Below are 10,535 nucleotides of genomic sequence, written 5' to 3' on the forward strand. Positions count from 1 at the left end.
CACTCCGCAAACCACACGGCGCACAGGATCTACCTCAATGTGCTTCGTTTCCAACGATGGCCTCCTTGCGAACGAGGGGGTCAGTTCCTCGTGTCGCTAGGGGGTCAATTTACGGTGTCGCCTGACATCGGGGTCGTGATGCCGGCGTGCGCGGCCCCTTGCCAACCGAAGGAGACCCGCCGCCTGGACGACCGTCTTCTTACGACATCTTGCGGATCGTGCCCTGCGCCGCGGCGCACAGCTTGCGCTCTCCATCCGCCTCGGCATAGACCTCGCAGCGGCACACCGCCTGCGTCTTGCCCGCGCCCACCACGGTCGCTACCGCGTGCAACGCCTCACCCGTCGCCGGCCGCAGGTAGTTGATCTTGAACTCCGACGTGAGCACGTCGGTGCCCAGCACCGAGCCCCCGGCGTAGGTCAGCGCGTTGTCGGCCAGATACGAGAGCACGCCCCCGTGCACGAAGCCATGCTGCTGCAGCAACTGCGGTCCGACGGGCAGCGACAATTCCGCCCGACCGGGCTCAAAAGCCTGGAGCTGCGCGCCAAGCAGGGCGCTGAAGCCCTGCGCAGCCAGCACCTCGCGGCCGCGTTGCAAGAGATCGAGGGTCATGGTCTGTCTCCTTCGGTTCAGGATGCTTCGGGCGCAACGGCAGCCCAGGCTGCGTCGGCGAGCAGCGCGCGCAGCTTCGGCGGCACGGGCGTGCCGTGTTGTGCCCAGCGCGGCGGCCACCTGCAGCAAGGTGCGGTACTGAAACGACTCGTAGTTGCCGCCGACATCGGCCGGGGTCGAGAAGGTGATGTCCTCGCCGTCGTCCAGGATCTGCAACTGACCAGGTTCGAGCGGCAGCAGCGGCTCGCCCCGGTCATCGGTCTCGCCACCGTTGTCGAAGTCACGCTCGGGCCGGCGCACGAAGCCGACGAACATCGCCGCGACCTTCTTGCGGTCGAGCTCGGCGTCGTCGTACTGGTCGAGCAGAAACAGCTTCACCAATGCTGGCGAGAAGCGCGAGACGCCGCGCAACTGCCCGGCGTCGACCGGATCAACGATGTGCAGTACCGACTCAGCCGTCACCCGCACGGTTTCCCCGGCCAGCCCCGGATCGGTGATGTCACCGGGATGGCGGCGCAGGAAGTGGTAGGCCACGCGTCGACCGATGCGGTCGAACTCGATGCCCTGGCGAATGCGGTGGCCGTTGTCGAGTGCCTGGTTGTGGTTCAAGGGCAGCATCTCGGACGGCAGCATCTGCAACTGCAGTGGCACTGTCAGCCCATCCTCGGGCCTGCGTGCTCGGATGCGGAAGAACACCTCCCCGGCGATGAACAGTTCCCGAGCGGCGCGGCGCTGCTGACCGTAGAAATCGGTCAGCCCCTCGGCATCCGACTCATCCGTCCAGCGCAGCCACAGGCGTTGCACCCGATCCTTGAGCACCGCATCGGCAATGCCCGAGGAGGGCTTGATGCCCGTGCCCACCGCATTGCCGGCCCAGGACTCGACCGCGTTGGCGGCGTAGCCGTTGTTGCGAATCAGGTAGCGGGCACGCGCGGTCATGTCGGCGCCGGCCGCCTGGATCAGGGTGTTGACGTGGGCGCGGCTGGGTTGAAAAGTCTTGAGGCGGCGGGCGGACAGTCCACCCTCGAAGCCGCCGATCATCGCGCCGACCTTTCTGCCAAGTTTCTGGCGCAGGTTCTGGAATGCCTTCATCACAATCCCTTCCCGGCATAGGTGCGGATGCGCCGGGCGCGTGGTCGGCCTTCTGCCTTGGCGATCTCGCGATCCAAGTCGCCCAGGGCCGACTGCAGTTCGGCGTCGGACTTGTAGGTGACCCACTTGTCGCCGGCCTTCACGGTGAGCACCCCATTGAAGCGGGCGGCCTGCAGGGCTTCCCGCTGGGCCTTGAGTTGTTCGAGGGTCATGGACACCTGCCTTGCAGATACGCATGCGATGCCTTAGACTTGTGCAGTAAATAGCACAACTCAAAAGGAGCCATCGTCATGCGCGTGGTAAATTTCTCTGAGGCACGAAACAGCCTCAAAAACGTGATCGATCAGGTCATCGACGATGCCGACTACACGGTCATCGCACGCCGGGATGCCCCCGATGCGGTGGTGATGTCGCTGGACACCTTCAACGGCCTGATGGAGACCGTTCATCTGCTGAAGTCGCCGGCGAACGCCGCCCACCTGGCACGCTCCATCGAGCAGTACCGCCAGGGACAGGTCAAGCAGCAGGATCTGGTCGATGCCGATTGAAGACAAACTGCTGAAACTGACCTGGACCCTGGCCGCCTGGGACGATTACGAATACTGGCAAGGCCAGGACCGCAAAACGCTCAAGCGCATCAATGCCCTGATCAAGGACTGCCTGCGCCACCCCTTCGAGGGCATTGGCAAACCCGAACCCCTCAGAGAAAGCCTCTCGGGCTTCTGGTCGCGCCGCATCGACGACACCCACCGGCTGGTTTACTGCGTCGACAACCAGTCCTTGGTGGTGATCGCCTGTCGTTACCACTACCAGTAACCCCCTCACACGTAGTTCGACGAAATCGCCATGCGCCGACGGCGCGGGCTGGCTGTCATCGGAGTCGTCACGGGCGTGGCGTTGCTGGCTGGCTTGCGACTGATGGGCGCGGGAGGCAGCGCCTCGACCCGCTTGTTCAGGTTCAAGCCCATGGACAGCAAGCCGTGCAGCGCGGCATAGGCGTACACCCGGCAGTCCAGCGCTTCGTTGCGCCGGCCATCCGGTTTCCACCAAAAGCGCTGCGGGAAACCCTTCACGTAGCGGGTGCGAATCCGCTCGGCCGTCAGCTGCTCGAAATACTGCGCATCCCGATCCATCGGAAAGTGCATCGCCCCTGGGCCTGAGCCTGTCTTCTTCAACCGGGCGTAGATGGCTTCCTTGGCCGCATCGACGCCCACCGTGAACAGATTGACCTTGCCCTTGTTCGCCTTGCTCGGTCGCTTGGGCCAGATCGGCCGTTTGCCTGAACCGCCCTTGATCGCCCAAATGCGCTTGCGCTCCCGACCTTTGCAGAAGGCGTAGGCGGCGAGCGTATGGTGACCACCGGTATCGAGACAGGCCGCTTCAATGGTCAGGCCGTTGGCCAGGGTCTCGTGCTCGAAGCGGTTACCGAGGTAGGCATCGAGCTGCGCCCAGGTGTCCGGTGCCGACGGGTCGCCCCACAGCACCTTGTAGTCGATGGACCAGGACTCCTCGTCCCGGCCCCAGCCGACCACTTCGAGTTCGAGCCGGTCATCCTGCACGTCGATACCGCAGGTGAGCAGCGCCACCTCGGCCGGGATCGCCGGCCCGTAGGCTTCGCGGCGTTCCATCAGGCCTTCGGCATCCAAGGTCTCACCCTCCCGGTCTTCCCAGGTCTCAGCCAGCTTGGTGTTCACCCACACCTTCAATCTGACGGGGTCGTCCTTGGCGGCGTGGTGCTCCTGGGCGATCTCGCCCCAGGTGAGCCACGGGCTGTACAGGCTGGAGAGGTGAAAGCCCACCGTCTTGCCATCGCCCTTGGCCTTGGCCGCCCAGCGACCGTTGGCCAGCAGTGCCGGTTTGCGGTACTCGGGATGGATGCCGTCGCAGGCCGGGCAGTGCCAGGCGGCGTCCGCCATCTTGCCGGCCGGCCACTTGATGTCGCGCCACTGGATCTGGCTGTGCGCCCCGCAGTGATCGCAAGGCACTTCGAAGACCCGCTGGTCCGACTCCAGGTAGGCCGCCTCGATGCGCGAGAAGCCTTTGAGCGTCGGCGTCGAGCACAGATAGACCTTGCGATTGACGAAGGTGGCGGCGCGCTGCACGGCGAGCGCCACCGGGTCGCCCTCGCCATCGGCATCCCCTGGATAGCCGTCGACCTCATCGAGAAACAGGTAGCGCACCGGCATCGAGCGCAGGCCGACCGCCGAATTGGCGCCGGTCATGATCAGCACGCCACCGGGGAATTCCTTCATCAGCTGGGTGTTGCCCGAATCGCGGCTGCGGGGGTCTTTGACCCGGCTGGCCAGTTCAGGGCTGGATTCGATCAGCGCATCGACGCGCTGCTTGGAGACCCGCTTGGCGCCTTCGACGGTCGGCTGTACCAAGAGCATCGGCCCCGGGGCGTGGTGGATGACGTAGCCGACCCAGTTGAGTCCGCACTCAGTCTTGCCCACCTGCCCTCCGGCCATGAACACAACACGCTCGATGCGCGAGGTGGCCGACAGCGCATCCATCACCGCCTTCAGGTACGGGGTGCGGCTGGTCGACCATCGCCCGGGTTCGGCGGAGGCCACCGACGACAGCATCCGGTGGCGGTTGGCCCAGTCATCCACGGTGAGGATGGGGTCGGGCGCGAGGCCCCGTTTCCAGGCGGATTCGACCGCCGATTCAGCACTGTCGAACACAAGCCACTCCGATGCGAAATAGATAGGCCGAACGCTTGGCTTTCTGCTTGAACAGCGCGTTCATACAGACACCACAGCAACACACGCCAAGGAGAACCATGATGCGAAAAACTGCCAACAAGACCGCCCAGCAACTGGACCAGCTGCTCGCCCGGATCGCCCTGGACCATCTCTTCATCGAGACCCTGGAAACCCGCAACAGGGACCGCCTGGACTTCCACGACGTCAGCGTCTGGGCCGTCCAAAGCGCCCTGATGGCGGCCTACCAAGCAGGCCTGACCGCAGGCCAAAGCGCCGCCGCCAAGGCCACTGATCGGCCGATCCAACAACAAGCCGCCTGACCTTCCTTCACATCACTCACAAGGAGCACGACCATGTCCGCACAAACCACCCCGATCACCGAACGCCAACTGGACCTGATCACCCGCGCGCATTGCGACGCCAATGGCCTGATCGAGCCGCTGCTCGAGCTCAAGGGCGGCGCCAAACTCAAGATGATCGCCAGCCTCGCGCAGCGGGGGTTGATCGAGCAGCAAGGCGGCCAGTGGCGCCTGAGCCCAGCCGCCATCGCCATCATCAAGGGCGAGGCGCAGCCGGAAGATGTCCTGCCGCCGACGGTGGCCACCAGCATTGCCACGCCGCCCCTGGCCGACGACCCGGAGCTGGAAGCAGCGGTCGCCGCCGCCGAGGCCAGCTGGCAACAGGACCAGCCTGATGCCGTACCGAAGCGCGGTCGCGAGCACAGCAAGCAGGCCCTGGTCATCGAGATGTTGAAACGCCCCGAGGGCGCCACCATCGCGCAGATCAGTGAGGCGACGGGGTGGCAACACCACACGATCAGGGGGACCTTCGCCGGCGCGCTCAAGAAGAAGCTGGGCCTGACCATCGTCTCCGAAAAGATCGAAGGCCCCGCCGGCACGCCAGGTGCAGGACAGCGCCTCTACCGCATTGCCGAGGAAGCCACCGCGTGAGCACGCAGCCCAACGCCCCGACCCCGGCAGACCTATTGCCAGCGGTGCTGGAGGCCTGCCGGGAGATCGCCCGGATGAAGCATCCGAGCATCGAGCACCTTCTGCGCCACCGGGGCTTTGGTTTCGAGGCCGACCGCATCGCTGATCTGGTGCTGGCGATTGAAGCCCTTGATGCCCAGCACGATGCAGATTGAGCTTGGCTTCCCTGGCAACCAGCGCGTGAATGCTGTTGTCACCAACAGCCAACGAAAGGACCCCACCATGACCACAACCAACCACACCCCGATCCGTGCCCGCTTTGCCCGCAAGCCCTACAGCTTGGACGAAGTGCTGCACAACGCCGACCCCAGTGCACCGCTCGAGCCCATCGAGATCGAATTGCACAAGGAACTGACCGAGGCGGAGTACGACGCCTTCGCCACCACGCTGCTGCAGGATCGGGACTGGCTGGCTGGAGTCGGCGGGCACGGGGATGGGTGCCGGCGCGTGGTGGCCGTCAGCGCACCAGGGCGCGCAACCGTGTTTGTCGATCCTTCGGGCAGCGCCTACGGACGGTATGTGGGCATCGGCGAGGAAACACCAGAACTGGCCAGCAATCAGGCCAAGGCAATCGGCTGGCTGATCGACAACCGTCGCCCAGAGGTGTCGCGGAAGCAGGCGATCCACACCCTGCGCCGGGCGCTGTCGGGCGATCCCGCCGCCTTGCGCATCCTCGACAGACTGGCAGACCAGTGATCAAAAAATGATTGATGAGTCGCTTGGCTTCAGTGGCGACAAGCGCGTTCATACAGGTGTCGCAACGATCAACTGAGAAGGAGAGCACACCATGAACACCCCCCGCGAATTTCAGACCCAGCACGCCGAACGCCGCGCCCGCGAGGCCCTGGCCCAGGCCCGATCCACCCTGGAGCGCGCCTTGCGCGAACTGGATCGCTACACCAGCCGCTTCGAGGAAGCCGAGTCGCTGCGCGACAAGGCCGATGTGATGAACTGGACCCTAAACGAACTGGCCTGCAACATCAACCCGAACCTGCGCCTGGACCTGATCGCCAGCGCCCAGGCGGAACTGGTGCGTGCCGACACGATGGAATGAGGCCCCCCGAGCCAAGCGCAGAAAGATGGAGATGGCACTTGGCTTCCATCGCCCGAAGCGCGGCACGTTGGGTGTCGCAACGATCAACCGCCAGGAGCCAGAGATGAACACCACCACCCAGATCCCCGCCACCCAGAACGAGTCGTGGGGCTTTTACGGCACGATGAACGAGCAGGCCGAAGCCGCCTGGCCACTGGCCATGACCGCCATCTCGGACGCTACCGGCCAGCCGCTCGAATCGGTGCGCGCCTTCCTCGACAGCCGCCACGGTCGCCACTTTGCCGACGACGTGCAAAACGGCCTCTACACTGGCGCCACCCTGGCCGACGCCATCAACGCCGCCACGCAACGTTGGATGGGCTGGACGATTGGCCGCAGCACCAGCAAGCGTTTCGGCATCCCCAAGGGCCTTCCCTACCTGACGGGCTTCGTGATCCACTGCGAGATCGTCGAAGAGTCCCTGGCCGCATAAGGAGCACACCATGGCCGTCGCACCCACCAGCCCACAACTCGAAGCCCACTACGACCAGTTCATCGCCGAGCTGACGGCACTCACCCGCAAGTACGGCATCGCCATCCAGTCGGTCGGTGGCGTGATCTTGGCTGACGCGCCCGGCGAATTTCGCAACGTCACTTACCGCGCCGACATCAGCAGCGGTGATCTTTATCCGGAGTTCCCGGACAGCTGACGCACGCGCAGCGCCTCGAAGGCCCGACGCAGCACGTAACTCCTGACGAGCGACACGGCCGTGAAGATCAGGCCAATCAGCAAGTTCTCCTGCAGCGTGGCGTACAGACCGAAGATCGGAAACACCAGCCATTGGGTGGCCACCGCCACCCCGTAGCCGACGAGCACATTGGTCACGGCCTCCACCAGCGACATCCAGCGAGACTGCTTCATCCCTGCATCCTAGTTGTTCATTCAGTCCCTATCGGTGGCATCATCGACCCGTCATAAGAAGCAAACGGGAGAGAAGATGTCATTGCTGTCGGTATTCAAAGGCTGGCTGGGGGAAGCGCAGGGAGCGGTGGCGCACACCCTGTTCCTGGACGACAAGATCTATCACTCGATCAACAACGTGACGATTCCGACGGCCAACGGCACCACGCAAATCGATCACGTCATCGTCTCGCGCTTTGGTCTTTTTGTCGTCGAGACCAAGAACATGAAGGGCTGGATCTTCGGCGACGAGCACAGCAAGCAGTGGACCCAGAGCCTCTTCGGCAAAAAGCATCGCTTCCAAAACCCGCTGCACCAGAATTACCGGCACACCAAGGCGCTGGCTGACTTCCTGGGGATCGATCACGACAAACTGCATTCGGTCGTGATGTTCTGGGGTGAGGCTGAACTGAAAACCCCGATGCCGCCGAACGTGATGACCAAGGGCTACGCGACCTACATCAAGAGCAAGCAGACCGTGCTGTTCTCGGATGAGGAAGTCGCCCAGCTGATCGAGGCGCTGCGCACCGGGATGTTGCCCAAGACCTGGGCCACCCGGAACGCGCACATCGCGTCATTGCAGCAGCGCCATAGCAGCACGACAACCTGCCCGAAATGCGGTGGGTCACTGATTCAGCGCACAGCCAAATCAGGCCCCAATGCAGGACGCCCCTTCCTCGGTTGCGCCAACTTCCCCAAGTGCCGCCACACCGCTGCCGTCACTGAGGCGTGACGATTCTCCGGGGTCAGCGCCAACGAGGTCATCGAATCGAACGCCATCGGCCTCACGCACTGCCTGCGCTCCAGCGTAGTCCTGCCACCTGCGAACAATGGTGTCCACGTACTTGGGATCGAGCTCAATCAACCTCGCCTGACGACCGGACTTCTCAGCGGCGATCAGCGTGGTACCGGAGCCGCCGAAGGGGTCGAGTACCACATCACCGGGCCGACTGGAGTTGCGGATGGCGCGCTCGACCAGCTCCACGGGCTTCATCGTCGGGTGCAGATCGTTGACGCGCGGCTTGTTGAAGTGCCACACATCCCCTTGATCGCGGTCGCCACACCAGTGGCGGGTGGCGCCCTCGGGCCAGCCATACAGGATTGGCTCGTACTGGCGCTGGTAATCCGAGCGCCCGAGCGTAAAGGTGTTCTTGGCCCAGATGATGAAGGTGGACCAGTGGCCCCCGGCAGCCCGAAAGGCGGACTGCAGGGTGTCGAGTTCCGATGAGGACATCGCCACGTAGACCGCGCCATTGCATCGGGCCAGCGCGGGCTTGAACGCCGCCAGCAGGAAGTCCTGGAATCCGTCCCCAAGGTTGTCGTTCAGGATCGGACGGTTGGTGCCGCGCAGCTTGTCCTTGGGACTGTTGGCATAGTCCACGTTGTACGGCGGATCTTGAAAGATCATCGCCACCCGCTCGGTGCCCAGCAGCGTGTCGTAACTTGCCGGATCGGTCGCATCGCCACAGAGCAGCCGGTGCTGGCCCATGATCCAGACGTCGCCGGGTTTGGATACCGGGTTGACTGGCACCTCGGGAGCAGCATCCTCGTCGGTGTTGCCCTCGCTGGTGGTCTCCTCACCCGCCATGATTTCCAGGAGCTCGTCGGCATCGAAGCCGGTGAGCGCGAGATCGAAGTCGTCGAGCTTGAGCTCTTCGAGTTCGAGGCGCAGCAGGTCCTCGTCCCAGTCCGCCCAGGTGGCCGAGCGGTTGGCCAGGATACGGAAGGCCTTGATCTGCGTCTCGGTCAGGTCGTCGGCGAGGATGACCGGCACCTGTTCCAAGCCCAGATGCAGCGCGGCCTTGTAGCGAAGATGGCCATCACAAATTTCGCCGGTGCTCTTGGCGACGATGGGCAAGCGAAAGCCAAACTCCCTGATGGCACTGGCCATCTGCTCGACCGCGTGATCGTTCTTCCTGGGGTTTCTGGCGTAGGGGATCAGCCGACTGGTTGGCCAGAGTTCGATTTTGTCAGCGAGCATTTGTTGGTCCATAGTTGTACAATAATTCTGTCCAATTAGAAGGAGGTTGCCATGACCATCGAAACCACCTACAGCCAAGCCCGGGAGCAGTTCAAGACGCTCATGGACCGCGCAGTCGATGACCGAGAAGTGATACTGGTACGCCGCCGTTCCGGGGATGCGGTGGCGATGATTGCCGCCGATGAGCTGCAAAGCCTGATGGAGACGGCACACCTGCTGCGCTCGCCGAAGAATGCCGAGCGTCTGCTGGCCGCCTTGGCACGCGCCCGTGCTGGGGATGTCGCCCCGACCGCCGTCGATGCCCTTGAGAAGCACTATGGCCTCGAAGCCTGAGGCCAAACGCGTCGCGGTGTTTCAGCCCGAGTTTCTGGAAGACTTGAGCTACTGGGTAGAAACGGAACGCCGCACGGCCAAACGGTTACTGGAACTGGTCAAGGCCGCACTACGTGATCCCTTCAAGGGCATCGGCAATCCCGAACCACTGAAGTACTTGGGCGCGGATGTGTGGTCACGTCGCATTACGCAAGAGCACCGCTGCGTCTATCTGGTGAAAGCGGATCGGATCGAGTTTCTGCAGGGGCGCTACCACTACTGATCCGGCGTTCTGCCTCGACCTCGGCAAAGGTCTGTCCGGTGGCCAGCAAGGTCACCGGAATGTCGGGGTGGTTCTGTTGGAATCGCTTGACTGCCACATCGGTGTAGGACGGGGCCAGTTCGATGGCGCGGGCCACGCGATTCGTCTTCTGCGCGGCCAGGATCGTGGTGCCGGAGCCACCGAAGGGCTCGAAGACGATGTCACCCGGGTCCGAGTACGCCAGCAGGATGTGCTCGGGCAGGGAGGGTGTCAGGATTTTTGTGTGAGGGGCCTACCATGACGACTTCCAGGAGCCCCCATGCCACGCAAGAAGAACCCCGCTGTCGCGAAGCCGGACGCCATCCTCCCCGACGAGCTTCTTGAGAAGCTGATCCCCGGACCGATGGACGCCGCCGGCGTCGAGGCCGTGTTCCAGAAGCTGAAGAAGGCCGTGATCGAGCGCGCCTTGGGGGCTGAGCTGGGCGTGCACTTGGCCAGCCCCGAGGGCGGCTGCGGGAACCATCACAACGGCCGCAGCGGCAAGACCGTGCTGACCGACGGCGGGCCGCTGCGGATCGAGGTGCCCCGCG

17 protein-coding genes and 3 pseudogenes are annotated in these 10,535 nt (G+C 63.9%); 13 read left to right on the forward strand and 7 right to left on the reverse strand.

Annotation, left to right across the window (positions count from 1 at the left end):
• Positions 1-199 precede the first annotated feature (199 nt).
• The 3 genes and pseudogenes from Tfont_RS14890 to Tfont_RS13675 all read right to left on the reverse strand — a co-directional run bounded on the left by Tfont_RS14890 (position 200) and on the right by Tfont_RS13675 (position 1,914).
• Positions 200-610, reverse strand: a complete 411-nt coding sequence (locus Tfont_RS14890; protein ID WP_260682405.1) for a PaaI family thioesterase — start codon at positions 608-610, stop codon at positions 200-202.
• 99 nt (positions 611-709) lie between these two features.
• Positions 710-1,702, reverse strand: a pseudogene (locus Tfont_RS14895) (phage portal protein); the annotation flags it as partial.
• Positions 1,702-1,914, reverse strand: a complete 213-nt coding sequence (locus Tfont_RS13675) for a phage head-tail joining protein (protein ID WP_143969848.1) — start codon at positions 1,912-1,914, stop codon at positions 1,702-1,704. The gene Tfont_RS13675 and the pseudogene Tfont_RS14895, both read right to left, overlap by 1 nt.
• A gap of 78 nt (positions 1,915-1,992) precedes the next feature.
• On the opposite strand from Tfont_RS13675, the gene Tfont_RS13680 reads away from it, so the two are divergent.
• Together Tfont_RS13680 and Tfont_RS13685 are read left to right on the forward strand one after the other, a co-directional pair.
• Positions 1,993-2,250 carry a type II toxin-antitoxin system Phd/YefM family antitoxin gene (locus Tfont_RS13680; protein ID WP_021251080.1) on the forward strand — a complete coding sequence of 86 codons (258 nt, stop codon included), beginning with the start codon at positions 1,993-1,995 and terminating at the stop codon, positions 2,248-2,250.
• Positions 2,240-2,518, forward strand: a complete 279-nt coding sequence (locus tag Tfont_RS13685; protein WP_143969849.1) for a Txe/YoeB family addiction module toxin — start codon at positions 2,240-2,242, stop codon at positions 2,516-2,518. The genes Tfont_RS13680 and Tfont_RS13685 overlap by 11 nt, the downstream gene beginning before the upstream one ends.
• 5 nt (positions 2,519-2,523) lie before the next feature.
• Here the strand turns inward: Tfont_RS13685 and Tfont_RS13690 are convergent, their stop codons facing one another.
• Positions 2,524-4,314 (reverse strand): phage terminase large subunit family protein, encoded by a 1,791-nt coding sequence (locus Tfont_RS13690; protein ID WP_221934301.1) that lies wholly within the window; start codon positions 4,312-4,314, stop codon positions 2,524-2,526.
• Between the two features lie 173 nt (positions 4,315-4,487).
• Between Tfont_RS13690 and Tfont_RS13695 the strand changes: the two genes are divergently transcribed.
• From Tfont_RS13695 to Tfont_RS13725, 7 genes are all read left to right on the forward strand, one after another.
• On the forward strand, positions 4,488-4,727 hold the full coding sequence (locus Tfont_RS13695; RefSeq protein WP_004869905.1) for a DUF6900 domain-containing protein: 240 nt from the start codon (positions 4,488-4,490) through the stop codon (positions 4,725-4,727).
• 33 nt (positions 4,728-4,760) lie between these two features.
• Entirely contained in the window at positions 4,761-5,357 is a 597-nt protein-coding gene (locus Tfont_RS13700) for a DUF3489 domain-containing protein (RefSeq protein WP_143969851.1), read from the forward strand.
• Complete coding sequence (locus tag Tfont_RS13705) at positions 5,354-5,551, forward strand: hypothetical protein (RefSeq protein ID WP_143969852.1); 198 nt, start codon at positions 5,354-5,356, stop codon at positions 5,549-5,551. Before Tfont_RS13700 ends, Tfont_RS13705 begins: the two co-directional genes overlap by 4 nt.
• Before the next feature lie 67 nt (positions 5,552-5,618).
• On the forward strand, positions 5,619-6,092 hold the full coding sequence (locus tag Tfont_RS13710; protein ID WP_185974544.1) for a hypothetical protein: 474 nt from the start codon (positions 5,619-5,621) through the stop codon (positions 6,090-6,092).
• A gap of 91 nt (positions 6,093-6,183) precedes the next feature.
• Entirely contained in the window at positions 6,184-6,450 is a 267-nt protein-coding gene (locus Tfont_RS13715) for a hypothetical protein (RefSeq protein ID WP_143969854.1), read from the forward strand.
• 103 nt (positions 6,451-6,553) lie between these two features.
• On the forward strand, positions 6,554-6,922 hold the full coding sequence (locus Tfont_RS13720; RefSeq protein WP_143902453.1) for a hypothetical protein: 369 nt from the start codon (positions 6,554-6,556) through the stop codon (positions 6,920-6,922).
• Between the two features lie 10 nt (positions 6,923-6,932).
• A complete protein-coding gene (locus Tfont_RS13725; protein WP_143969855.1) occupies positions 6,933-7,139 on the forward strand; it encodes a hypothetical protein in 207 nt (68 codons plus the stop codon).
• Here the strand turns inward: Tfont_RS13725 and Tfont_RS13730 are convergent.
• Complete coding sequence (locus tag Tfont_RS13730) at positions 7,115-7,351, reverse strand: DUF7220 family protein (RefSeq protein ID WP_143969856.1); 237 nt, start codon at positions 7,349-7,351, stop codon at positions 7,115-7,117. The genes Tfont_RS13725 and Tfont_RS13730 overlap by 25 nt on opposite strands.
• A gap of 76 nt (positions 7,352-7,427) precedes the next feature.
• Between Tfont_RS13730 and Tfont_RS13735 the strand changes: the two genes are divergently transcribed.
• Positions 7,428-8,123 carry a nuclease-related domain-containing protein gene (locus tag Tfont_RS13735; protein ID WP_143969857.1) on the forward strand — a complete coding sequence of 232 codons (696 nt, stop codon included), beginning with the start codon at positions 7,428-7,430 and terminating at the stop codon, positions 8,121-8,123.
• Here Tfont_RS13735 and Tfont_RS13740 read toward each other — a convergent pair.
• Positions 8,040-9,383, reverse strand: a complete 1,344-nt coding sequence (locus tag Tfont_RS13740) for a DNA modification methylase (protein WP_143969858.1) — start codon at positions 9,381-9,383, stop codon at positions 8,040-8,042. The genes Tfont_RS13735 and Tfont_RS13740 overlap by 84 nt on opposite strands.
• 39 nt (positions 9,384-9,422) lie before the next feature.
• On the opposite strand from Tfont_RS13740, the gene Tfont_RS13745 reads away from it, so the two are divergent.
• Both Tfont_RS13745 and Tfont_RS13750 read left to right on the forward strand, forming a co-directional pair.
• On the forward strand, positions 9,423-9,704 hold the full coding sequence (locus Tfont_RS13745) for a type II toxin-antitoxin system Phd/YefM family antitoxin (protein WP_143902445.1): 282 nt from the start codon (positions 9,423-9,425) through the stop codon (positions 9,702-9,704).
• Positions 9,688-9,966 carry a Txe/YoeB family addiction module toxin gene (locus tag Tfont_RS13750; protein ID WP_143902443.1) on the forward strand — a complete coding sequence of 93 codons (279 nt, stop codon included), beginning with the start codon at positions 9,688-9,690 and terminating at the stop codon, positions 9,964-9,966. Before Tfont_RS13745 ends, Tfont_RS13750 begins: the two co-directional genes overlap by 17 nt.
• Here Tfont_RS13750 and Tfont_RS13755 read toward each other — a convergent pair.
• Positions 9,890-10,231, reverse strand: a pseudogene (locus tag Tfont_RS13755) (DNA methyltransferase); the annotation flags it as partial. The gene Tfont_RS13750 and the pseudogene Tfont_RS13755 sit on opposite strands and share 77 nt — an antisense overlap.
• Before the next feature lie 33 nt (positions 10,232-10,264).
• On the opposite strand from Tfont_RS13755, the pseudogene Tfont_RS13760 reads away from it, so the two are divergent.
• Positions 10,265-10,535 (forward strand): annotated as a pseudogene (locus tag Tfont_RS13760) (IS256 family transposase); the annotation flags it as partial.

This window comes from Tepidimonas fonticaldi, from assembly GCF_007556755.1.
Taxonomy (GTDB): Bacteria; Pseudomonadota; Gammaproteobacteria; order Burkholderiales; family Burkholderiaceae_C; genus Tepidimonas; species Tepidimonas fonticaldi.

Excerpts from the sequence above, each read along its gene's own strand:
- Tfont_RS14890 (WP_260682405.1), bottom strand. The coding sequence starts at position 610 with ATGACCCTCGATCTCTTGCAACGCGGCCGCGAGGTGCTGGCTGCGCAG.
- Tfont_RS13675 (WP_143969848.1), bottom strand. The coding sequence starts at position 1,914 with ATGACCCTCGAACAACTCAAGGCCCAGCGGGAAGCCCTGCAGGCCGCC.
- Tfont_RS13680 (WP_021251080.1), top strand. The coding sequence starts at position 1,993 with ATGCGCGTGGTAAATTTCTCTGAGGCACGAAACAGCCTCAAAAACGTG.
- Tfont_RS13685 (WP_143969849.1), top strand. The coding sequence starts at position 2,240 with ATGCCGATTGAAGACAAACTGCTGAAACTGACCTGGACCCTGGCCGCC.
- Tfont_RS13695 (WP_004869905.1), top strand. The coding sequence starts at position 4,488 with ATGCGAAAAACTGCCAACAAGACCGCCCAGCAACTGGACCAGCTGCTC.
- Tfont_RS13700 (WP_143969851.1), top strand. The coding sequence starts at position 4,761 with ATGTCCGCACAAACCACCCCGATCACCGAACGCCAACTGGACCTGATC.
- Tfont_RS13710 (WP_185974544.1), top strand. The coding sequence starts at position 5,619 with ATGACCACAACCAACCACACCCCGATCCGTGCCCGCTTTGCCCGCAAG.
- Tfont_RS13715 (WP_143969854.1), top strand. The coding sequence starts at position 6,184 with ATGAACACCCCCCGCGAATTTCAGACCCAGCACGCCGAACGCCGCGCC.
- Tfont_RS13720 (WP_143902453.1), top strand. The coding sequence starts at position 6,554 with ATGAACACCACCACCCAGATCCCCGCCACCCAGAACGAGTCGTGGGGC.
- Tfont_RS13725 (WP_143969855.1), top strand. The coding sequence starts at position 6,933 with ATGGCCGTCGCACCCACCAGCCCACAACTCGAAGCCCACTACGACCAG.
- Tfont_RS13730 (WP_143969856.1), bottom strand. The coding sequence starts at position 7,351 with ATGAAGCAGTCTCGCTGGATGTCGCTGGTGGAGGCCGTGACCAATGTG.
- Tfont_RS13735 (WP_143969857.1), top strand. The coding sequence starts at position 7,428 with ATGTCATTGCTGTCGGTATTCAAAGGCTGGCTGGGGGAAGCGCAGGGA.
- Tfont_RS13740 (WP_143969858.1), bottom strand. The coding sequence starts at position 9,383 with ATGGACCAACAAATGCTCGCTGACAAAATCGAACTCTGGCCAACCAGT.
- Tfont_RS13745 (WP_143902445.1), top strand. The coding sequence starts at position 9,423 with ATGACCATCGAAACCACCTACAGCCAAGCCCGGGAGCAGTTCAAGACG.
- Tfont_RS13750 (WP_143902443.1), top strand. The coding sequence starts at position 9,688 with ATGGCCTCGAAGCCTGAGGCCAAACGCGTCGCGGTGTTTCAGCCCGAG.